This is a genomic window from Flavobacterium plurextorum (assembly GCF_002217395.1).
GTDB classification, from domain to species: Bacteria; Bacteroidota; Bacteroidia; order Flavobacteriales; family Flavobacteriaceae; genus Flavobacterium; species Flavobacterium plurextorum.
Genome location: NZ_MUHD01000027.1, coordinates 105,164 through 127,938, shown reverse-complemented (window position 1 = coordinate 127,938; position 22,775 = coordinate 105,164). Strand labels below are relative to the sequence as shown.

General features: G+C 32.8%; 16 protein-coding genes and 1 pseudogene. 6 read left to right on the top strand and 11 right to left on the bottom strand.

From position 1 onward, the window contains the following. The 6 genes and pseudogenes from B0A81_RS14320 to B0A81_RS14295 all read right to left on the bottom strand — a co-directional run. Positions 1 to 872 (bottom strand): annotated as a pseudogene (locus tag B0A81_RS14320) (hypothetical protein); the annotation flags it as partial. 447 nt (positions 873 to 1,319) lie between these two features. After that, positions 1,320 to 1,697 carry a YegP family protein gene (locus B0A81_RS14315; protein WP_089054783.1) on the bottom strand — a complete coding sequence of 126 codons (378 nt, stop codon included), beginning with the start codon at positions 1,695 to 1,697 and terminating at the stop codon, positions 1,320 to 1,322. A gap of 59 nt (positions 1,698 to 1,756) precedes the next feature. Beyond that, positions 1,757 to 3,271 carry a PAS domain-containing protein gene (locus B0A81_RS14310; protein WP_089058677.1) on the bottom strand — a complete coding sequence of 505 codons (1,515 nt, stop codon included), beginning with the start codon at positions 3,269 to 3,271 and terminating at the stop codon, positions 1,757 to 1,759. Positions 3,272 to 3,327: 56 nt separating this feature from the next. Further along, positions 3,328 to 3,729, bottom strand: a complete 402-nt coding sequence (locus B0A81_RS14305; RefSeq protein WP_089058676.1) for a hypothetical protein — start codon at positions 3,727 to 3,729, stop codon at positions 3,328 to 3,330. A 568-nt stretch (positions 3,730 to 4,297) separates the two neighbouring features. After that, positions 4,298 to 4,942, bottom strand: coding sequence for a response regulator transcription factor (locus B0A81_RS14300; RefSeq protein ID WP_089058675.1), 645 nt, complete (start codon positions 4,940 to 4,942; stop codon positions 4,298 to 4,300). Between the two features lie 96 nt (positions 4,943 to 5,038). After that, entirely contained in the window at positions 5,039 to 6,769 is a 1,731-nt protein-coding gene (locus tag B0A81_RS14295; RefSeq protein ID WP_089058674.1) for a sensor histidine kinase, read from the bottom strand. Between the two features lie 781 nt (positions 6,770 to 7,550). Here B0A81_RS14295 and B0A81_RS14290 point away from each other — a divergent pair. Continuing rightward, a complete protein-coding gene (locus tag B0A81_RS14290) occupies positions 7,551 to 8,807 on the top strand; it encodes an OmpA family protein (RefSeq protein WP_089058673.1) in 1,257 nt (418 codons plus the stop codon). A 106-nt stretch (positions 8,808 to 8,913) separates the two neighbouring features. Here B0A81_RS14290 and B0A81_RS14285 read toward each other — a convergent pair whose 3' ends face one another. Continuing rightward, positions 8,914 to 9,723 carry a DUF2490 domain-containing protein gene (locus tag B0A81_RS14285; protein WP_089058672.1) on the bottom strand — a complete coding sequence of 270 codons (810 nt, stop codon included), beginning with the start codon at positions 9,721 to 9,723 and terminating at the stop codon, positions 8,914 to 8,916. A 415-nt stretch (positions 9,724 to 10,138) separates the two neighbouring features. Between B0A81_RS14285 and B0A81_RS22020 the strand changes: the two genes are divergently transcribed. The 5 genes from B0A81_RS22020 to B0A81_RS14260 all read left to right on the top strand — a co-directional run bounded on the left by B0A81_RS22020 (position 10,139) and on the right by B0A81_RS14260 (position 16,686). Then, entirely contained in the window at positions 10,139 to 10,543 is a 405-nt protein-coding gene (locus B0A81_RS22020) for an HYC_CC_PP family protein (RefSeq protein WP_089058671.1), read from the top strand. An 80-nt stretch (positions 10,544 to 10,623) separates the two neighbouring features. Then, positions 10,624 to 12,009 carry a TolC family protein gene (locus B0A81_RS14275; protein ID WP_089058670.1) on the top strand — a complete coding sequence of 462 codons (1,386 nt, stop codon included), beginning with the start codon at positions 10,624 to 10,626 and terminating at the stop codon, positions 12,007 to 12,009. Between the two features lie 11 nt (positions 12,010 to 12,020). After that, positions 12,021 to 15,167 (top strand): efflux RND transporter permease subunit, encoded by a 3,147-nt coding sequence (locus tag B0A81_RS14270; RefSeq protein ID WP_089058669.1) that lies wholly within the window; start codon positions 12,021 to 12,023, stop codon positions 15,165 to 15,167. Positions 15,168 to 15,170: 3 nt separating this feature from the next. After that, positions 15,171 to 16,280, top strand: coding sequence for an efflux RND transporter periplasmic adaptor subunit (locus B0A81_RS14265; RefSeq protein WP_089058668.1), 1,110 nt, complete (start codon positions 15,171 to 15,173; stop codon positions 16,278 to 16,280). After that, positions 16,264 to 16,686: a hypothetical protein gene (locus tag B0A81_RS14260; protein WP_089058667.1), complete on the top strand. Its 423-nt coding sequence runs from the start codon at positions 16,264 to 16,266 to the stop codon at positions 16,684 to 16,686. Before B0A81_RS14265 ends, B0A81_RS14260 begins: the two co-directional genes overlap by 17 nt. Before the next feature lie 63 nt (positions 16,687 to 16,749). Here the strand turns inward: B0A81_RS14260 and B0A81_RS14255 are convergent, their stop codons facing one another. The 4 genes from B0A81_RS14255 to B0A81_RS14240 form a co-directional block, all read right to left on the bottom strand. Next, positions 16,750 to 18,159: an MFS transporter gene (locus B0A81_RS14255; RefSeq protein WP_244281432.1), complete on the bottom strand. Its 1,410-nt coding sequence runs from the start codon at positions 18,157 to 18,159 to the stop codon at positions 16,750 to 16,752. A gap of 431 nt (positions 18,160 to 18,590) precedes the next feature. Further along, the gene (locus B0A81_RS14250; protein WP_244281431.1) at positions 18,591 to 19,883 is read right to left on the bottom strand and encodes a serine hydrolase domain-containing protein; all 1,293 of its coding nucleotides are present in this window, start codon (positions 19,881 to 19,883) and stop codon (positions 18,591 to 18,593) included. 4 nt (positions 19,884 to 19,887) lie between these two features. Continuing rightward, the gene (locus B0A81_RS14245) at positions 19,888 to 21,369 is read right to left on the bottom strand and encodes a glycoside hydrolase family 10 protein (protein ID WP_089058666.1); all 1,482 of its coding nucleotides are present in this window, start codon (positions 21,367 to 21,369) and stop codon (positions 19,888 to 19,890) included. 564 nt (positions 21,370 to 21,933) lie between these two features. Next, positions 21,934 to 22,758, bottom strand: coding sequence for an alpha/beta hydrolase (locus B0A81_RS14240; protein WP_089058665.1), 825 nt, complete (start codon positions 22,756 to 22,758; stop codon positions 21,934 to 21,936). Positions 22,759 to 22,775 lie beyond the last annotated feature (17 nt).

The window sequence follows — 22,775 nt, the reverse complement described above, 5'->3', positions numbered from 1 at the left end:
GAAGTCGTGAAAGTTGATCCATCAGTATAAGTAATTGTAAACGTTCCGTTTCCATTATCAACTGTAGTTGTGATTCCTTTTCCAGCAATTCCTTGTGGACCTTGCGCTCCAGTATCTCCTTTTATAGCCGCTAAATAATCTGTAACAGTTGATGTTGTAGTATTAGTGGTTTCCTTCCAAATTTCATAAGCTGATTTTCCATCAACACCATTTGTTCCATTTGTTCCTGCAACTCCTTGTGCTCCTGTTAAATTAGAAGTGGTAAAAGTTGATCCATCAGTATATGTAATCGTAAACGTTCCGTTTCCATTATCAACCGTAGTTGTAATTCCTTTTCCATTAGTTCCTGTTAAACCAGTATCACCTTTTACAGCTGCCAAATAATCTGTAATTGTTGCTGTATTATTTTTAGTTATTTCTTTCCAAATTTCATAAGCAGATTTTCCATCAACACCATTTTTACCATTGGTTCCAGGAATTCCTTGCGGACCAGATCCTAAATTAATTGTAACGGGCAGACCTTTTTCATTAGTATAAGTAATGGTTCCGTTTTTATTATCGACCAAAGTTGTAATAGTTTCCGTGTCAGCACTTCCCATTCGGTACCATTTATCTACATACCAATAGTAGTAACCAGGCACAATATCACTGATTGTTTGTGTATTAAAAACCAAAAGACTGTTCACATTACCACCTGCAATAGTAGTTTTGTCTAATGTACTGGTTAATGAAACTCTAGGTATAAGTATACCTTTATTTGTTGCCGCAACATCAAGCTGTGTTGAAGAGTTAGGAAGTGAAGTTCCAATACCAACTTGTGCATGACTCCAAAAACTCAATCCTAAAAGGAATAAAAAGTAATAATTTTTCATAAAAAAATCTTTTAAAAACGATTAACCTTAATAAGAACTAATTCAAATGAAAAAATTGAATACCGCTAATTCTCATTTCACTGATCATAAATAGGTTGTTTTTTAAGATTTGGGGAACCTCTAAAAAATAAACTGATCTTACATCTATCTGAGGGCAAATGTAAAAGGCTAAAAATCAAAAAATTGTAGAACCCTTAACAACACCTTGTAGAACTTTTTCTACAGAAAAAACACACAAAAAACCATGCTGTTTTTACTAATTAATAGTTACGATGCGATACCTCTCTTAAGAAACTAGATTTCTTAAAAAAGTCCATTATTCTATGCTGCTGTTTAATCGTTAAAAGCAGCATTTTAAAAACCGTATTTTTTAGTGAAGTCCTTCGTAAAGTGAAGGATAGATAGTTAGAACAAATAAATATTTGTTTGACTTTACAGCATCGCTTTTTAGCCCGCCATATTGTACGATGAAGTGCAAATTAATTTGAAAGATTGTTTTGATCGATCTTCGATTGAAGCATTTGGAGCTTTCTTTTTTAATGCCTCTATTCCTTTATCGCGAGAAAATCTATCTTTAAACATTTTACTCACTCCAATAATTTTTCCGTTGAAAGCCTTCAGATTAAAGTAAGTTTCATTGTTTCGAGATGTCTTTCTAAAAAACTTCACATTATCCTGCGAATTGCGCCTTACAGATTCAATTCCTTTAAAACACATTAATTTTCTTGTATAAACGCCGCTGCTCAAAATAACCTTTCCTTTATTGTCTATAAAATCAAACTGAAATTCTCCATTTGTTTTTTTATTAATTACAAATTTTTCCATTTTAAAAACTAATCTTTTCTCTTTGTTGCTAATAAATTTAAATTGTAAATCATTTTTAATTAATCATTAAAAATGATTTTAAACGTCGTTCCTTTTCCTACCTGACTTTCAACAGTAACACTTCCATTCATTGACTCAATCTGGTTTTTTGTAATATATAAACCAATCCCATTTGCCTTTTCGTGCTTGTGAAATGTTTTATACATTCCAAATAATAAATGACCGTATTTTTTAAGGTCAATTCCCAAACCATTATCTTTTATCGTTAGTACCTTTTTCTCGTTCTCTATGAAAAAGTTAAATTCGATTACCAAAAACTTATCTGGATTTGCATATTTTATGGCGTTCGTACATAAATTTTGTAATACGCTTTCGAGATAAGACGGATTAAAATTAATTACGGCATCATCTGGAATATTATTTATGATTGTTGCATTATTTCTATGACTGTAAGCACTAACAATGTTAAGCACTCTGTTTAAATAAGCATTCAAATTCAAGGGTTCTACAGCAATTTCTGTATTATTTTGAATGTTGACTATTTGCGATAAATCTTCAATTGTTTTATTTAAATCATTTGAAACCATTCGCAGATACTTTATTGTTTCGCGTTTCTCGGCAAAATTTTCTTCTAGATCAATCATATCTAGAAGCAGTTTAAAATTTCCTGCATGCGAATTCAAATTATGAGATGCGATGTGCGAAAAATTCAATAATCTGTCATTCTTTTCACTATAAAGCTCCATTCTTTCCAGCAGCTCCAATTCTTTTCTTTTTTGTGACGAAATATCTGTATGCGTTCCAATTACTTTCAACGGTTTACCATTTTCATCACGTTGAATCACTTTACCTCGGTTTAAAATCCATTTATAACTTCCATTTAATGTCAATACACGATGAAAGCTTTCATAAAAAGGTGTTTTATTTTCAAAGTGATTATGTAAAGCGGTATAATATTTCTCAAGATCTTCTGGATGTATAATTTCATTCCATCGTTCTGGAGAATCGATATTTTTCGCAGATTCTAGTTCGAGTATTTTTACAGACTGCGGCGAATAAAAAACAGTATTCTCCTTCATGTCCCAATTCCAAACTCCAAAAGTTGAAGTTTCAAGAGCAAATTTGTAACGTTCTTCAGAAATCTCCAGCTTTGATTCTAAAGTTTTCAACTGTGTAACATCAGAAATTCTTCCATATAAAACTAGAGTTCCGTCACTGTTTGTCTCTTTTTTTGATGAAACCTTAAACCAGCACAACCCTTTCATAGGCAATTGCACTCTGAAAACTGAGTTCCATTTTTTTCCTTTTTTTAAAGAATCAATTAAAGACTTCCTTACTAAATTCCTGTCATCTTTATGAACTCTGTCATAAACAGAAAACATGGTATTGGTAATCAATTCATCAGGTAAAATTTCAAACAATCTATATGCAGAATCAGTAACAAAAGGCAAAGCGCACTCGTTTTTTGGCGAAATCGTCAGAACAAAAAGTGCATCTTCCATTTCATCAAACAATTTAGATTTCAACTCATTAATTGTTTTATTTTTTCTCGCTTTATAAAAATCGAATTCCATGATCTAGTATTTAGTAGTTTATGACTAATAAAAACCTGATTACAGTTTCTTTTTAGTCAACAGTAGGGCATTTGGGTATTAAGTATGGTTTCTTCAAAATGAAGATTTAACTGATTTAATATTTGTGATCGTACATTTGAAGTATCGAGTAAGAAAACATCATCCAAATCAAGCAGAATAGTGGATATTCGCTTATTGAAGGAACAAACAACCAGTGGGATTCCTTTTCCGTATACTCTTAAAAAATCAAGAAAATCTTCTTCTGTGTAAACAACAAATACAATTGCTGCGTAAACATCCAATTCGTCATTTAGGCTCCTGAAATCTCTACAGATATCAAGCATCAAAACGTCTTGAAATTTGCATTTTAAAAATTTTGAAAAACATTTTTGATTGCCATATATAAGTGCTCTTTTCTTTATCATCATCATTACATTTTTTACAATCAAATTTTTCATTAAAAAAATTCAATCAAGTTAAAAACCGTATTCCTATAACATCATAAAAAAACTTCACCACTTTAAAAATTTGAAAGGAGAGATTTCTTGAATTCAATTACCACAACGAAATTCATTCAATTCATATCACACAAACATTCTCTCTCCCCTAAATTCTTACATCGTCAATTCTAATTTTCTTTAATTAAATGAACAACTTAATGTTGATCAAACGGCTGTCCTCCAAAAACAAAATTGACTTAAATGTTAAATTCCAAAAAACATAAACAATATTGCCAGCATCAAAAAAAATCATTCCTAAAAAACAGAAAAATGGCTGCAAATAATTCTAAAAAAATACTTCTCAATATTGTCTTTATTTTACTCTCCAATTCTCTTGTCTCTTCCTGACAATACAAAAATACTCCCAATAAAATCAATACCTTATAGAATATCGACCGTCCTCTTGTAGAATTATTTCTACAAGCAAAACAGTCCTTAACCCTAAATTTTTATCCAAAAAAAAACAGGAATCTAAAAATTCCTGTTTTTCTTAATATACTGTAATGTCTAAATGATTGAATTTTAGCTATTCATCATAGTACAACTGAAAAAACCGAATTAAATCAGCTAGATTATCAATCTCCAGCTTTTCAAAAATTCTATTTTTAAAAGTACTTACTGTAGTTTTTTTTATGTTCAACAATTCTAAAATTTCGAGATTTCCGTATCCTTTTATTAATAATTGTGCCACCTCAATTTCTCTATTAGACAAAAGGTCCAGCGGATTTGTTGGTTTTTTAGTAATGTACGAATCCAAAATTCTGTCTTTTACATTCTGAGTAAGATATTTTCCTGACAGCATCATCGAATCGATGGCATTTTTCATTTCCTCTTCAGAAGTTTCCTTATTTAAATAACCAGAAGCTCCGGCATTTAAATATCGCATTGCATAAATATTTTCGTCATAGGCCGAAAATATTAAGATTTTAATATCTGGCTGAATCGCTTTTATTTCAGACAATACATTTATACTATTGCCATCCGGAAAGTTTACATCTAAAATCAATAAATCGATCTTAACTTCATTCAGCTTACTAAATATATCTTTAAAATTCCCTGCCATATAAATTGATGCATTTAAAAACAGCTCTTTTATAATTAGAGATACTCCTTGTCTAACCACACTATGATCATCGGCAATTAAGAAACTATAGCTATTTGATGATTTCATTTGTATTTGAATAAATTATATTTTTAGTAGATTTGGTTCTTTACTTATCAACCATCGGTATGTACAACACCTATCGACGATCTTTTTATTTGCATTTTAAGCTAAATTTAAAATCAAATTGAAACTAACTTTTGTTCCATTTCCTTGCTTACTTTCAACATTAATTTCCCCGCCAAATAATTCAACAATTTCTTTACAAAGATTCAACCCTAAACCAACTCCTAAATCATTGACTTTTCCAGAAACTGTTCCTTGATAATAAAGTTCAAAAATATTCTTCAAATCATTTTCAGAAATTCCGCTTCCATTATCCTGAATCGCTACTTTTAAATTAAGCTTTTTATCTCCAGTCTTTTCAACATCTATTGCAATTGCAATAAGTCCTTCTTTTGTAAATTTATTAGCGTTACCAATTATGTTATAAAATAGCTGATGAATTTTTACAGCATCAGAAAAAACTTCATAGTCAGCTAAATTTGATTTAACTGCAATTTTATTCCCTTTGCTTTCAACCAGTGAACCCATTGACGAAACAATCTGATTTATTTCACTTTTTAACTGAAAGTTTTTATTATTTAATTTCAACAAACGATTTTCGTCTTTAGAATATTCTAAAATTTGGTTCGCTAACAAAAGCAGCGAGTTTGTTGTAAATTGAATGGATTGAAAAGTTTCTTTTATTTCGGCATCTTTTATCGAAGAACTGATCATTTTACTGTAAATAGAAATTAAACTCAACGGAGATCTGATTTCATGACTGATCATTCCCATAATTCTATTTTTGAAATTTAAACTTTCTTTAATCTGATTTTGAGCAACTATCAATCGTTTTTCATATTGAAATGCCATTCGAGTAAAGTAGAAAATGGTAATAGAAATTATAAGCATTAAAACAATCAAGACAGCAAGCGTATAACTTCTAGTAATTTTATTCGAATCGTATTGATTCTGCAGCTGTTTTTGAGTACTCTCCTGAAGGGCGTTTAATGACTTATTATAAACTGGCATTATTTCACTCTCTAAAGCCAATAGTTTATTATTAAGCTCCGTCAATTTTGAATCTTGATTTTTTAAATTCTCAAAATGTTTTTTCAAATTTTTAAACTGACCTTCGTAGTATGTATTTGTCGTATTAAACAAATTAGCGATCTGATCTTCAATACTTCCAGTCACTACTTTATCTTTATACTTCATTGTAACAGTAACATTTAACTGTTCTTTCTGTACATCAGTTTTTCCAGCCAATGCCGCACCTAATCTTGAAAACAATCCTTTCTTCGAAACGCTGTCAACTTTTGTATAAGTATCTGTTTTAATACTGTCTAAAATTTTCTTGTATTCAAATTTATTTAGTTTAAATACGTTCGAAACGCCTTCCTTGTCAGGATTATGCTGTAAACTAATAATAGAATCAATTTCAGATTTTAAGGTTTGAATATTCGCTTCAGAATGTTTCTTTTCCAGCAGAATATTTTCAAACTCTTTATTGTTTTTTGTCAACAAACTCAAGCTATCAAGCAAACGACTTACTTCATTCAACGATGCAGTATATTGCTCTAAAGAAGCCTTATTCTTATTTGCCGTGTAATTAGTAAAGCTTTTTTGAGAATTTAAAAACGAATTATTTATTTTGCTTGTAAAGCCTGAAATCTTATTCATAGAGTTCATAGAACTCAATGCTTTTGACATTACCGTTTCATTTGAAGTCTCATTGTTCCAAATAACAATAGCAATTATCTGCAGCAAAATAATACATACCAATAAAGTATAGTGGATTATTTTTCTATGTTTGAATTTTAGTTTTAATAAACTAAATGTATTATTCAAGGAATGCTTTTTAACCAAAATTTTAGATTTTAAAATGATAAAAAAATTAATGAGTTATAAAAAATCATTAACTCATAAAATTGTTTTAATACTAGGTTACTATGATATCATCATGAATGATGTACTACAACTTAAATAATTATTATTTTTTAGATCTTAAACAAGGATTACCTATTTTAATTCTGAGACGACAGTCCTTATCTGTTAAATCAAAACCGCTTTAAACAAAAAATAAAGTACAGCCTTGTAGAACCAACAGAAATTATAATCGCCAATAAATATTTAAAAGATTTGGGGAGTCTTTTAATTGAAAAAATATGTTCCTAACAAGTTACACATTTTAATTCGTTTTTAAAAAAAATATTTAATTTTTATTTTAAACTAACTGCGAAAGTAGTTCGATTTAATAAAATTCTACGTAGAACATTATTACAGTGATTGTAGAATTTGTTCTACAAAACTACTCATTTTTATGAATAGCTTTTTCATTAAAACCGATAAAAAAATGTTAAGCCCCAACAAACAATTATAAATCTTCTGCAGAAAATAGAGAACCTATAATTCTGTTATTTCAAAAAATGCATCTCAACAAAAAAATTGAAAAAAAAATAATCTTTTTCAAACATCAACCCTAACAAACTGAATAGCTGTTTTTTATTTTTAAAATCAATTTCATCTTCGAGCTCATTTTGTTCTTAAATCCTGCTCCATTTTTACTGCCCATTTTTTGGAACCAAGATTGTCTTTTAGTTTTGCCGAAAATTTTAAAAAATTAATGGAAATGAAAAAATTCATAATTACTTTCTTGTTTGCTTCTGCAATAACAACTGTAAGTGCTCAAACTAAAACTGAGAAAACAACGAAAAATGACTTCAATAAATGGTCTATTGAATTAGGAGGAGGAGTTAATAAACCACAAAGACCTATGTCTGCAAACTATTTCACTTCTACACCAAGTCCTTATGTAGTAGATTTAGGAGTAAGATATATGTTTAATAACAAATTTGGTCTTAAAGCTGATTTTGGTTACAACAGTTTTACAGGAAAAAATAATTCTGTAGATTTTGATACTAAATATTACAGAGCAGACATTCAGGCTGTAGCTAACTTAGGTCGTATCATGAATTTTGAAACATGGACTAATACGATTGGTTTACTTGGTCATGCTGGTTTTGGATTGGCACAATTAGAAGATGAAAATTCGTCTGTAAAAGACAGAATGGGTAACTTCATGGCAGGTATTACTGGTCAAATTAAATTATCGAACAGAGTTGCTTTGACTGGAGATTTTACAACTATTCTTAATGCATCTCAAAACGTAACTTTTGATGCTGCAACACCTTCTAATTCTAGAGGTTTTTCAGGAATCATTTTTAACGGAACTGTTGGTGTAACAGTTTATTTAGGTAAAAATGGAAAACATGCTGACTGGGTAATCGATAACGGATCTGAAATTGATGAATTGAAACAAAGAATTACTGACATCGAAACTTCTATGCTGGATACAGACAAAGACGGTGTACCTGATTATTTAGACGAAGAGCCAAACACAATTTCTGGTGTAATGGTTAACACAAAAGGAAAATCTATCGATCTAAACAACAACAATGTTCCTGACGAATTAGAAAGCTATTTATTAAAAACTTACGGAAGCAACACTGATAAATCACCAATTTTAAACAACAATGAATTGGTTAAAAACTTAATCAACAGCAACTACGTTTGTACTTATTTTGATTTTGGAAAATCTACTCCAACAAATGTTTCTACAGAAGGTATCGATTTTATTTTAACGTATTTGAGAAACAATCCTACTGCTTCAGTTGACATTATTGGGCACGCTGACGAAATTGGTAAATCTGCTCACAATGATAAATTATCAACTGCAAGAGCAAACAATGTAAAAAACACATTGATAAAAGCTAATATTAATCCTTCAAGATTAAATGTTATTGGAGCTGGCGAAGACACTTCAGTAAACAAAGATTCTGACGGAGCTAGAAAACTAGTTAGAAGAGTTACTTTTAGAGTAAAATAATTTTCTACATAAAATTAAAAAGGGAGAATAGTCAAATTAGACTTTTCTCCCTTTTTTTTATTCCTAATTAAATGGTTAATTGTTCTAAATATTTTCAATTGTAAAATTAATCTGCACCTCCGTCAACACTGTCAAAAGTTTCTCTTTCTTTGGGTCTGATACTGTATTTCATTGATACAACAGGTCCATAATAAACATCAAATTGAGTTCCGTTTGTGCGCAGCTGCATCTGTCCGATAACACCCGCTAGAAAATGCAGGTTTTTTGAAATCCCTGCTGTATAGTAAACTGACATTCTAAAAATATCAAAATTCTCGTTGGCATAATCTTTTGGTGCAAACTTAAGCATGAGCTCTGCATAGTAACCAATATTTGGCGCAACAAACAACGGTTTTTCTTTCGTTTGACGTAAGAAGTGATTAACTCCAAATCGTGCTCTTAAACGCGGAATTACACGATGTACTCCGTTTCTGTCATCAAAAAATTTCGTTTCAAATCGCACTTGTTCAAAGATTGTTCCTTTTGGCATATTCTGAGAAAAAGTCCCCATTAATATAAGTCTCTGCTCAAGTGTTTCATAGTTACCCGCTTCTTCAACCTCATACTTTTGATTGTGCGCATAACCAAGCCAAAACTTCATGTTTTCAAAACCTGAATATACAATCCATGGTCTTACTACAACACGCTGTGTATATTCATACGGATTCTTGTTGGTATAAGCACCTTGCGTTACCAATTGAAAATCGGCTTGACCGCTTAAATGCCATTTATCATATATCGGAAAAGCAAAATCTCCCTCTGTAATCGATGCTGGAATAAATCCCATTGTATACGGCGGCGGCGCAGGTTGTGCTTTTAAAGTTTGCATTGCAGCAACACAAAACAATAGAATAAAACCCTTTTTAATTAAGTTCATAACTCTGATTTATAATTTAAGGTGCATATAAGTTCTACAAAAAAACTTCAACAATTCGTAAATCATTTTTCTATAAAAAAAGCCCTAACTATTCTAGATAAGGCTCTTTCATTATTTTTAAAATAAATCTTATGACGTAAATGATATGCTTGTTTCTAAATCTTATATCTCTAAAACGAAATTCTGAATTCAGTTTTAAGAAATTAATCTTTAAATAGACACAACCATGATTCTCAAAATTAATAAAATCTGACAGCAAAATCGAAAATTAGATGTTGCAAATTCTAACTTGAAACCAGAAAAATGGGAAACAGCAGAATAAAAACGGTCGTAAATGCAGTTCATAAATTTTACAAAATTCTTCCAAAATTATACAATTGTTTGTCTGTAAATATGTTCAACTTTGCAGTTAATTATGAAAAAAGCACTTCTCATACTTCTTTCGGTTTTTTATCTGGTAATGTCGTCAGGCTTTACCACTATTACCCATTTTTGTAAAGGTGTTAAGCAAGAAACAAGTCTTTTTTCTGGCACACATACAGGAAAAAAATGTCCAAAATGTGCTGCGAAAAATTTACCAAAAAGCAAAAACTGCTGTAAACATAAAACACAGCTGAATAAAATTACTGAAAAGGCACACCAAAAAGTTTCTAAAGATTTAGCTTTTAAATTCTCCGAGCTGCCTTTTCCCCTTTCTATTCCTGAAACAATACTCGCGCTTCGTTTACCTCAACTAAATAAAGCACACCATTTTTTTACTGCATTTATTCCGATAAGGAATAATCCTCTTTACATTTTTTACTGCGTTTACCGAATTTGATTTTTAGCAATTAAATAAACTGCAGCATTTTTCAAAGAAATGTTGTCAGATTTCTATTGTCTAATTTTTAAATACACATCATGAAAATGCAATGCTTTGCATTGATAGTGTTCAGTTTTGTTTCAGAAAATCTGCTTGCACAAACTGTAACATTATCTAATGCTCTTGAACGTTCGATTCAGAATTTTGAAAAAATAAAAGCTAAAGAAGCAGTTGTAAAAGCTGCCAAAGAAAATATCTCTTATCAAAAAAGCACTTATTTACCAGACTTTACGGTAATGGCGCAGCAAAGTTATGGTACTATAAATGCCATAAACGGGCCAATGTACAGTTTTGGCGGTTTGGGCAGTGCTGCAACGTCTATGCCTTTACCCGATCAAAACTGGAATGCCGCTTTTGGTTCTCTTTATCTCGCTAATATCAATTGGAATTTATTCACTTTTGGTAAAATTAAAAACCAAATAGGAATTGCCAAAGCTGATGAAAACAAGGCACAAAAAGATCTGGATCAGGTAAAATTCCAGCATCAAGTAAAAGTGGGCGCAGCATATTTAAACCTGCTCGCTGCTCAGCGTATTAAATACGTTCAGGAAAAAAACCTTGATCGTGCTTTAGTTGTAGAAACTACTACGCAAAGTCGTACTGAAAGCGGTTTACTTCCAGAAGTCGATTATTCGTTAGCCAAAGCTGAAGTTGCCAATACAAAAGCAGCAGTTATAAAGGCTTACGATATGGAACTCGATCATTCTAAGTCGTTGGCCGTAATGCTGGGTGAAGACTATCAAACTTATAAACTCGATAGTCTTTTTACGACTACAACACCGGTTTCACTTTTAGAATCCACTGTAGAACTTAGCAAACATCCCATACTAGAATGGCAGCAAAGTGCGATTTTAAAAAGTGAAAATCAAGAGAAACTGCAAACAGCTCTTGGCTTGCCAAGCATTTCTGCATTTGGAGTAATGCAGGGACGCGGTTCTGGTTTTGACTGGAATTATGTACAAGACAATTCCGCTTTTAATCGATCTTATCTTGATGGCGTGGGAATAGACCGCAGTAATTATCTTGTTGGAATAAATCTAAGCTGGAACCTGACAAATTTATACCGTCAGTCATCTAAAAAACGGGAACAAAAATTCATAACGCAGTCTTTACAGAATGAATATGAATATATGAGTCAAGAATTAACAGCGCAGCAAAAATTAGCTGAAGACAAACTCAAAAATGCCTACGCCACTTTTGAGCAAAGTAAAACACAAGTTACGGCTGCTGCAGATGCCTATCGTCAACACTCCGCTTTGTATCAAAATGGGCTTACCACAATTGTAGACTTAACGCAATCTTTCTACACATTGAATAGAGCCGAAATTGAATACGAAATTGCTCAAAACAATATTTGGCAGGCCTTATGGATTAAAGCGGCAGCGGCTGGCGACTTAAACATTTTACTCAACGAAATACAATAAACCCGAAAACTATGAACTTAATACGTTTTGCCTTGCGCAAGCCTATCTCTATTATGGTGATAGTGCTGGGGCTTTTATTCTTCGGGATTAAAGCTGCTAAAGAAATTAAAGTCGATATTTTACCTGACATGAATCTTCCTGTCGTGTACATCGCCCATTCATTTAATGGCTATACGCCACAACAAATGGAAGGTTATTTTACAAAAATGTATGTAAACATGATGCTGTTTACGAGCGGAATAGAAAGTATTGAAACTAAAAATACTCAAGGACTTACCTTAATGAAAATTAACTTTTATGAAGGTACTGATATGGGACAGGCAATTGCCGAAATCAATGCACTCTCTAATCGTTCGCAGGTATTTTTACCGCCCGGTGCTCCGCCTCCATTTATTATTCGATTTGATGCCTCTTCACAGCCAGTTGGACAATTGGTTTTTAAAAGTAATTCGAAAACAAATAATGAACTGCAGGATATCGCCAACTTTACGGCACGACCATTTTTAATTAAAATTCCAGGATTAACAACAGCGCCTCCATTTGGAGGAAGTCCTAGAACTATCGAAATTAACATTGATCCTAATAAACTGCGTACACACCAATTAACTCCCGAGCAGATTGTTGAATCTATCAGCAGGAATAACATCACATCTCCATCTGGAAATATTTATGTGAACGACATTAATTACTTAACGCCTACTAACAATACGATAAAAGAAGTAGCAGATTTTGGCAATATTCCAATTTTTAAAGGAGGAGTCGATAACGTTTACATTCGTGATGTAGCAACTGTAAAAGACGGTGCCGATATTACGACTGGTTATGCCCTTATTAATGGTACAAGATCAGTTTACATTAACATCGCAAAATCAGGAAATGCCTCTACTTGGGAAGTCGTAAAAAACCTTAAAAAAGCGATTCCGGCCATTCAGAACAATTTACCAGATGATGTAACTATTTCCTATGAATTTGACCAATCTGTTTATGTTATTAATGCCGTAAAAAGTTTAATTACCGAAGGCGTTTTGGGTGCCGTGTTAACGGGATTAATGGTATTATTATTTTTAAATGACAAAAGAGCAGCTTTAATAGTGGTGCTTACAATTCCAATTTCAATTATATCAGGAGTATTATTCCTAAAATTATTTGGACAAAGTATCAATATTATGTCATTATCTGGATTAGCATTAGCCATAGGTATTTTGGTTGATGAGAGTACGGTTACGATCGAAAATATCCATCAGCATTTAGCAATGGGAAAAACAAAATCTAAAGCAATTTTAGACGCTTGTAAAGAAATTGCATTTCCTAAGCTATTGATTTTATTGTGTATTCTTGCTGTATTTGCTCCAGCATTTATGATGACCGGTATACCAGGTTCCTTGTTTATGCCATTAGCATTGGCAATTGGTTTTTCGATGATATTCTCCTTTATTCTATCTCAGACATTTGTTCCTGTGCTGGCAAACTGGTTAATGAAAAACAATGAAAACCACACTCACAAAGAAGACAAATTTGATGGCTTTAAAAATCGTTTTGTACAGTTCTTACATTCTATAATGCCAAAGCGAAAACCAATATTAATTGCAAGTTTCATTATTGCAGCGCTAAGTGTATTCTTAATGTACAACATTACAGGAAAAGATGTATTGCCAACCGTAAATTCAAGTCAGTTTCAAGTACGTATAAAAGCTCCTGAAGGCACTCGAATTGAAAAAACAGAACTAAAAATAAAGCAAGTTTTAAAGGAACTCGAAACCGTTATTGGCAAAGAGCACATTAGCATTTCATCTGTGTTTATTGGACAGCATCCGTCTTCGTTTGCAGTAAGTCCTATTTACTTATATAATGCAGGTCCGCACGAAGCATTGATGCAAATTGCACTAAAAGATTATGATGGAAATACAAATGCTTTAAAAGAAATCATCCGTAAACATATGAAAGAGAAAATGCCTGAATTGCATTTTTCTTTCGAACCAATTGAGCTTACCGAGAAAATACTAAGTCAGGGAACCAATACGCCTATCGAAGTTCGTTTTTCGGGAATGATGAAAAAGATGAATGTTATGTATGCCAATAAACTTTTGGCTAAACTAAAAGAAATTGACTATTTGCGAGATCAGCAAATTCCGCAGTCTCTAAACTATCCCGCTTTTGATATTAATATTGATCGTGTAAGAGCTGCTCAATTAGGAATTGATGCTCAAGACATCGCGCGTTCGTTAGTTCCAATTACCGCTTCTTCTCGTTATACGAGCAAAAATATGTGGGTCGGCGGAATGATGGGAATCGCCTATGATGTACAAGTGCAAACGCCGCAAAACATTCTAAATACCAAAGACGAACTGATGAACGTTCCGTTAGGAAAAAATTCAGATCGTCCAGTTCTTGGCGATGTTGCGACAATTACACCAACGAAAGTTTTAGGCGAAAGTTATAATTTGGGAACAATGGCTTATACTCCTGTTACAGCAAATATTCATGATGCAGATCTTGGACGTGCTCAAAAAGATGTACAAGCTGCTATAGAATCTCTTGGAGAATTACCAAAAGGAGTAAATATTCAAGTATCTGGAATGGTTCCTGTACTTGATGAAACGATGAACAGTTTAGCGACAGGATTACTAATTGCCGTTATCGTTATTTTTTTAATGCTGACTGCCAATTTTCAATCTTTCAAAGTATCGTTGGTTATTTTAACCACAGTGCCATTTGTAATTTTAGGTTCATTGCTTTTAATGAAACTTACCGGATCAACATTAAACCTGCAATCGTATATGGGAATCATTATGTCTGTAGGAGTATCAATTGCAAATGCGGTATTATTAATTAGTAATGCAGAATCGCTTCGTTTACAAAACGGCGATGCTTTAAGTTCAGCCATTCAGGCGGCATCATTGCGTATTCGTCCTATTATCATGACAACATTAGCCATGATTGCAGGGATGCTTCCAATGGCAATTGGACATGGAGAAGGCGGTGATCAAGTTGCTCCTTTAGGAAGAGCTGTAATTGGAGGTCTTATTGCCTCTTCATTTAGTGTATTGCTTCTGTTACCATTAGTATTTGTATGGATACAAAACAAAACAACTACACAATCATCTTCATTAGATCCTGAAGACGAAAACAGCATTCATTATATAACATTAGAAAAATAAATCATGAAAATAGTATATTATATCTTAATAGGAATTGTATTTGCATCATGCAATTCAACACCTCAAAAGGAAGAAAAAATGGCGGCAATGCCAATGATGATGATGCAAAGTTTTGAAACTATTTCTATAAAGAAAAGCAATCCATTAGTTCCCTTAAAACTAGCAGGCGAATTAATCTCTGACCGAGAAACTTCTATTTATGCAAAAGTCAATAGTTATGTAAAAAAGATGTCCGTAGATATTGGTTCAACAGTTACTGCGGGTCAAATTATCATGGTTTTGGAAGCTCCCGAAATTCAAGCACAATTAGCTGCAGCTAAATCAAAATGGAAAGCACAGGAAGCCATATATATCGCAACAAAATCGAATTATGACAGAATGTTTAAGGCTAATGAAACTAAAGGTGCTATTGCAAAAGATGCTTTAGATCAAATAACAGCTCGAAAATTATCTGATCAAGCACAACTCGAAGCCGCAAAATCAGCTTATCAGGAAATACAAGTCATGAACGATTATTTGATAATCAGAGCGCCGTTTAACGGAATTGTTGCGGAACGAAATGTAGATTTAGGTTCGTATGTAGGACCAATGGGTAAAGGTTCAGACAAGCCATTGTTAGTGATACAAGACAACAAAAAACTGCGTATTTCACTTTCTATACCAGAAGCCAACACACCGTATTTAAAATTGGGTGATTCTATACATTTTAAGATAAATTCTATTCCTAATAAAAAGTACATGGCGAAAATTTCTCGTAAATCGGGAGTTTTAGATTTCAAGCTTCGTTCTGAGAAAATTGAAGCCGATATTCTACAAATGCATAAAGAACTAAAGCCATTAATGGTTGCAGAAGCAATGCTTCCGCTGCAGGCAAATGAAGCTACTTTTTTTGTACCAAAAACAGCATTGGTAGAAAGCAACACCGGCATTTATGTAATCCGAATTGAAAATAGTCTGACTAAAAATATTCCTGTAACCAAAGGGCGCGCTTTAGCCGATCAAGTTGAAGTTTTTGGTGAACTGAATGAAGAAGATAAAATACTAATGAAAGCTACTGAAGAAATACTAGAAGGAACAAATATTAAAAAACAAAAAAATGAAAAGAGTAAATAAATATCTTATTATCGGAGCAATAGCTTTGGTAATAGCATCATGTCAAAAACAAGAGAAAAAACAAGAAACCATTGCTCAAAAAAGCATCGAATTACCTGTAAAAGAAACTTTTGCTGCACCAAAAGGAATTCATGTAACTAATGAAGAAGTCTGTATGGTAAACAACATTTATATGGGCAAAAAACAAATGGAAGTTCCGTTTGAAGGAAAAATGTATTATGGCTGCTGTAATATGTGCGTAGAGAGAATTTCAAATGAAGAAAGCGTTCGAACAGCCGTAGATCCTCATACTGGTAAAAAAGTTGATAAAGCTTCCGCTTATATTATTTCGTTAAACGAAGAAGGAAATGTCGCTTATTTTGAATCAGAAGAAAATTATCTGAATTTTATTAAATCCGGCAGTTAAACAAAATTGCTCTCAAATTTTAAAAAGCCTGTAAACTAAAAATTTACAGGCTTTTATTTATTATTAATCCGCTGGTTTTAAATTGTCACCATCTTTAAAATGCAGTCTTCTAAAAACCAATCCAGATAAAATAGTTAAAGAACCTACCACTAAGAAAGTGTATCTAAAAGCATTATGAATTTCATTATGAATAAGTTTTACATCTCCTTGAAAAATTTTAAGAACCAGTAATCCAAAAGCAATACCAAAACCAATTGCCAATTGCTGATTTACAGAAATTAATGAATTACCGCTGCTTGTATGATATTGCCTTAAATCGGCAATAGAAATTGAATTCATCGAAGTAAATTGTATCGAGTTAAAGAAACCCAATACCGCAATAATAGGAACATACCAATATATCGAAGTATGAATCGATGGAATAGCCATACAACAAATTAAAACTCCAATAATAAAAGTATTCACCATTAATGTTTTTCGATAACCAAATTTGTTCAAAATACCAATCACAGCCGATTTTCCAAACATGGCAGTCAGAGCCATTGGCGCCACAATCCATCCAGACACAACAGCCGATTGTCCGTAAGCAATCTGAATCATCATAGGTAATAATAACGGAACGGAACTAATTCCTAAACGTGTTGCCAAATTGCCAACTATACCTACTCGAAACGTTCGTACTTGAAATAAATTTAAAGGAAAAATAGGATTATTGTCTTTTGAAGCATGGCGATAATACCAATACAACATTAAAAATCCGGACATTAATATCACTAAAACTGGCGAAACACGCACCGTATTACCAAATAATTCCAGCGAAATAGACAATAAAAGTGAAGCTGCCGCAAAGATGAAAAAGCCTTTTAAATCAAAATCAATAATCTTAGATTTATAATTAGGCATATACTTCAAACTTAGAATAATTCCGATAAGTCCAAACGGAATATTGATTAAAAAAATCCAATGCCACGACAAATAATCAACCATATAACCGCCTACCAACGGTCCTAAAACTGGTCCGATTAAAGCAGGAATTATGGCAAAGTTCATAGCTTTAAGTAATTCCTTTTTAGGAAATGTTTTAATGAGTGCAAGCTTTCCTACGGGCGTCATCAAACTTCCGCCGACACCTTGAACGATTCGAGCTAAAACTAAATGTGTCAAATTCTGAGAAAGCGAGCAAAACAAAGAACCAAGACTGAACAAAAACAAAGCAAAAATAAAGACTTTTTTGGTGCCAAATTTATCCGATAAAAAACCGCTTACCGGCATAAAAAGCGCCAGTGTTAAAACATAACTAATAATTGCATTTTGCATATCGAGCGGAGACTCATGCAGATCTTTAGCAATAGAAGGCAGCGAAGTATTCAAAATTGTTGAATCAAGCATCTGCATAAAAATAGAAGTCGCTAAAATAATGGGTAACACTTTTTTTATCGCTTCACTGTTTTGCTCTGTAGTTACTGTCATCATTCTTCCATTTAGGCTTGAACTCTTTTGTTTTATTCTTTCTGAAAAAAGTTTGACAACCAAACTTCTATTTCATCCTATGAATAAAGATACAAAAAACATCCTTGCCCAATGTAAGCTACTTTTCATTGCCACTTTATCTGCCACTAATTGCACGAATTTTCACGAATTATTTTATTTCACGCAGATCAGGCAGATCAGGCAGATCAGGCAGATTTAATTTGTGGAAATTTGTGTAATTCGCGGCAAACAAAAATCATTTCAATCCTTTAATCTGTGGCTAAATTTTTCGCACGCAAATCAAGCAGATTTAATTCGTGGAAATTAGTGCAATTAGTGGCAAACAAAAATCATTTTAATCCTTTAATCTGTGGCTAACTTTTTCACACGCAAATCAAGCAGATTTAATTCGTGTAATTCGCGGCAAACTATTTTTATTTGTTGATTTGTCTCCAAATTTTGGTGCTAAAGTCATCTTTATACATTAACCTGTTTGTTCTTGTTGGATTTACGCGATTGGTCAAAATAATCAAAAACCGGTTAGTATCCCGATTCATAAAGAAAAAAGTTCCTGTAAAACCCGTATGTCCAAAATCATTCGCTTTAAAAAACTCATCTGGTTTACGTTTATCAAAACCAAGTCCACGGTAAATTCCCTCTTTGGCAAGAGGAGAATCTGTAAATTCTTTTACCACTTTTGATTTTAGAATTTGTTTTCCTTTATAATTTCCATTGTTCATAAGCATTTTGCAGATAACAGCAATCGATTCTGCATTTGCAAACAAACCAGCATTACCAGAAACACCGCCAAAAATAGCAGCCGCTTCGTCATGAACATATCCTTTAATAGTGTCTTTTCTAAAAAAATTATCTAGTTCAGTTGGCATTACATTTTCTATCGAAGTCCATTTTAGCGGATTATATCCAATTTTCGAAATTCCTAATTCAGTATAAATTTCATTTGTCAATTGATCTAATTTTGAACCTGTTTTTGCTTCGATCATTTGTTTTACCAAAAGCAAGTTTAAATCACTGTACAAATATTTCCCTCTCGGATTTGTATTTGCCTTCGCAATCCTTTCATAAACAGACGGATAAAATTCTGGATTCAGCCACATGTTTTTATAAATCTGAATCCAATTTTGCTTTGGCTCAAAAACAAGATATTTTGAATCGTAAACAATGTTTTTGTTTACATACATATTATCAAAAGACTCAACATATTGCTCGGATTTTTGACTGCTCAATAAAGGCGAATTATCTGGTGTAGAAAGCAAGGCTTGATAAAAAGTGATACTTGGCGTTAATCCCGAAGTATGCGTTAGTAATTCAAAAAGCGTTAAATCGGCAATTGCAGTGTTTTTATAAAACGGAACAATTTTACCTACTTGGTCTGTAAGCTTTATTTTGTTTTCTCCAACCAAACGCATGGTAACAAGCGTTGCACCTAAAACTTTAGACATCGAAGCTAAATCGAAAACATCGCTTGTTTTTACTAATTGTTTTTTAGTATAATCATGATAACCGTAATTTTTGGATATCAAATTAAAATCTCCTGTGCCTACGATAATCTGTGCTCCCGGAAAAAAACCTTTTTCAAGCGCATGATTCATCATCGAATCGATATAAACTTCGTTTCGTTCTACTTTTACCGACTCAAATTTCTGTGCTTGTATCGTGCCTAAGGAAATCAGAAAAACAGCAATCAGTAATACACTTTTTCTCATTATTTTATTTCTTTATAAATTCGACTGGAGCACTTTCTGTCTGCGTCTGACTTAAAGCGGAAACAGCATATACATAATTTTCTAAAGCAGCATTTGGAACTTCTAATTTTACAGCTGTTGTTACATAATAAATATTTACAGCATTAGAAAAATCGGTTATCTTACCTTTTGGAAATCTATAAATTACGTATTTCTTATCATTAATTCCTGCCTTCCATGTAAGTGTTGCTTTATCACCTTTTTGAGCAATCACAGCATTTGTCGGCGGTTGCGGTTTTATTCTTGTAATTCTGTTCGCTTCGGGCGTTAAGGCAATGTATTTGTATTGTTTTTCAATAAGAGCATTTCTTAATGTATCTCCTTTTTTAAGAAATGAGTTTGCTGTAAAATGCATCGAACCATCTATTTGAGGCATCGTACGAATCATTTCAATCTGTTTTACAATTTGATCCGGACTTCTCCATTCTGGTTCCTTTGCCGTTTTTGAAATTTTATAATCTCCGTGTCCAATATACACATTAGTTCCATATTTGTGCGCTGCCCACCATTTTGCCAAAACTTCAAAATTAGCTCTGTCAAAACCAATGTGCCAATACAATTGCGGTGTTATATAATCGATCCAGTTTTCTTTCTGCCATTTCAAGATATCGGCATACAAATCGTCATAATTAGTCGCTCCTGCTCTAGTATCAGAACCATCTGAATCTTTTGCAATATTTCGCCACACGCCAAAAGGTGAAATTCCGAATTCAACTTCCGGTTTATTGGCAATTATGGTATCTCGAATTTGTTTGATGATTAAATCGACATTGTCTCTTCTCCAATCGTCTTTATCTCTAAATTGTCTTGGCTCTTTTGCAAAAGCTTTTTCATCTGGAAACTCTTGTCCCTCGATTTTGTATGGATAAAAATAATCGTCCATATGTATCGCTTGGATGTCATAATTTCGAACTATTTCACCGACTACTGAAGCAACAAAATCTCTGGTTTCTTTATAACCCGGATTAAAATATCTCGATTTCCCATACGTCAAAAATAATTCTGGTTTCTTAAAATACAAATGAGTTTTAGCCAACACTTCTTTAACTGTATCTTTTTGTACGCGATACGGATTTAGCCAAACATGAACATTCATTCCTCTTTTTCCCGCTTCATCAATCATCATTTGCAGCGGATCAAATCCTGGAGCAACGCCTTGAGTTCCGGTTATCCAATGCGATGCCGGTTCTTTTGTCGATTTATAATAAGCGTCGGCAGTTGGGCGAATTTGAAAAATTACAGTATTCAGATTATTAGATCGTAAATTATCCAAAATGGTAATCATTTCAGATTTCATCTGCTTGTCTGATAATCCTGGTTTAGATGGCCAGTCGATATTATCTACAGTCGATATCCAAGCGGCACGCATTTCTCTTTTTGGTGATTCCTGACTGAAAGTTTTCGTTTGAAACAGCAGTATCAGCATTAAAATTTTTAGGCTTTTCATAAGTACTATTTTGGGTTATTTAGTATAGTTGTATTTGTCGTTGAAAAATTTAACCGCAATCTCGATAACTAACGGGGTTAAAAATTCACACAAAGTTCGTTAAGTTATGTTTAATTTGTCTTTTAATCTTTATGCATTTTTTTTCACGCAGATTTAGCAGATCAAGCAGATTTTAATTTGTTGAAATTCGTGTAATTAGCGGCAACAAAAATCCTTTTAATCTTTTTAATCAGTGGCTGTTTTTCTCTCGCAGATTTCGCAGATCAAGCAGATTTAATTTGTGAAAATTCGTGTAATTAGCAGCAACAAAAATCCTTTTAATCCTTTTAATCAGTAGCTATTTTTTTTACGCAGATTTGGCGGATAAAGCAGATTTAATTTGTGGAAATTCGTGTAATTAGCGGCAACAAAAATCCTTTTAATCAGTGGCTGTTTTTTACACAGATTTAGCTAGATTAATTCGTTGCTAAAAAACCTAACAGGTTTTGAAAACCTGTTAGGATAACCAACCAAAATTTATGCGCTCTTTTTTATTTTACAAAATCACAACACACAATCTCTTACTTAACTTTTATTTTTCTCATTGAAAAAATTATTAAAGAACAACAATTGAAACTTTAAAGAGTTTTCCCAATATTCTATGTTATGCTGCCCGGGACGCTCGATATAATCGTGATTTATTTTTAACGCCAGCATTTTTTTATTCAGTTCGCGATTTACATCGATAAAAAAATCATCGACACCACAATCAATAATCAATTTTAAATGGTTGTCTTTTACCAAATCAAGCATATTGGTAACCGTATTTTTATCCCAATTTTCAGGAAATTCGGTTATAGAACCAAGTCGCTTTTTGATATCCCACTTATCAGGAAACGGACGAAAATCTACTCCGCCGCTCATACTTCCTGCTGCACCAAATACATCCTGGTGTTTAAAAGATAAATACAAAGCTCCATGTCCGCCCATGCTTAAACCAGTTATAGCTCTGGCTTCGCGAGTTGCAATTGTTTTGTACTTTTTATCTATAAAAGGAACTAATTCATTGATTACATAAGTTTCATATTTGAAAGCAGAATCTATCGGACTGTCAAAATACCAGCTTGAATAATTTCCGTCGACACCAATTGCTATAAAACCGTATTGATCAACCTGCCTGCCAACTTCTTTAAAACTTTTTACCCAAGTTGCATAATTCCCGCTGTATCCGTGAAGCAAGTACACGACTGGAAACTTCTTTTTGCTTTTTTTATATCCATCAGGAACAATTACACAGGTTTTTATGTTCTTATTCATCGAAGCACTAAAAACTTGAATCGTATCAATTTTAGCCGCTTTCGCAGAAAAAAATACGATTAAAAGAAGTAAAGTACAGATTGCTTTTTTCATAAAACTTGGTATTATTT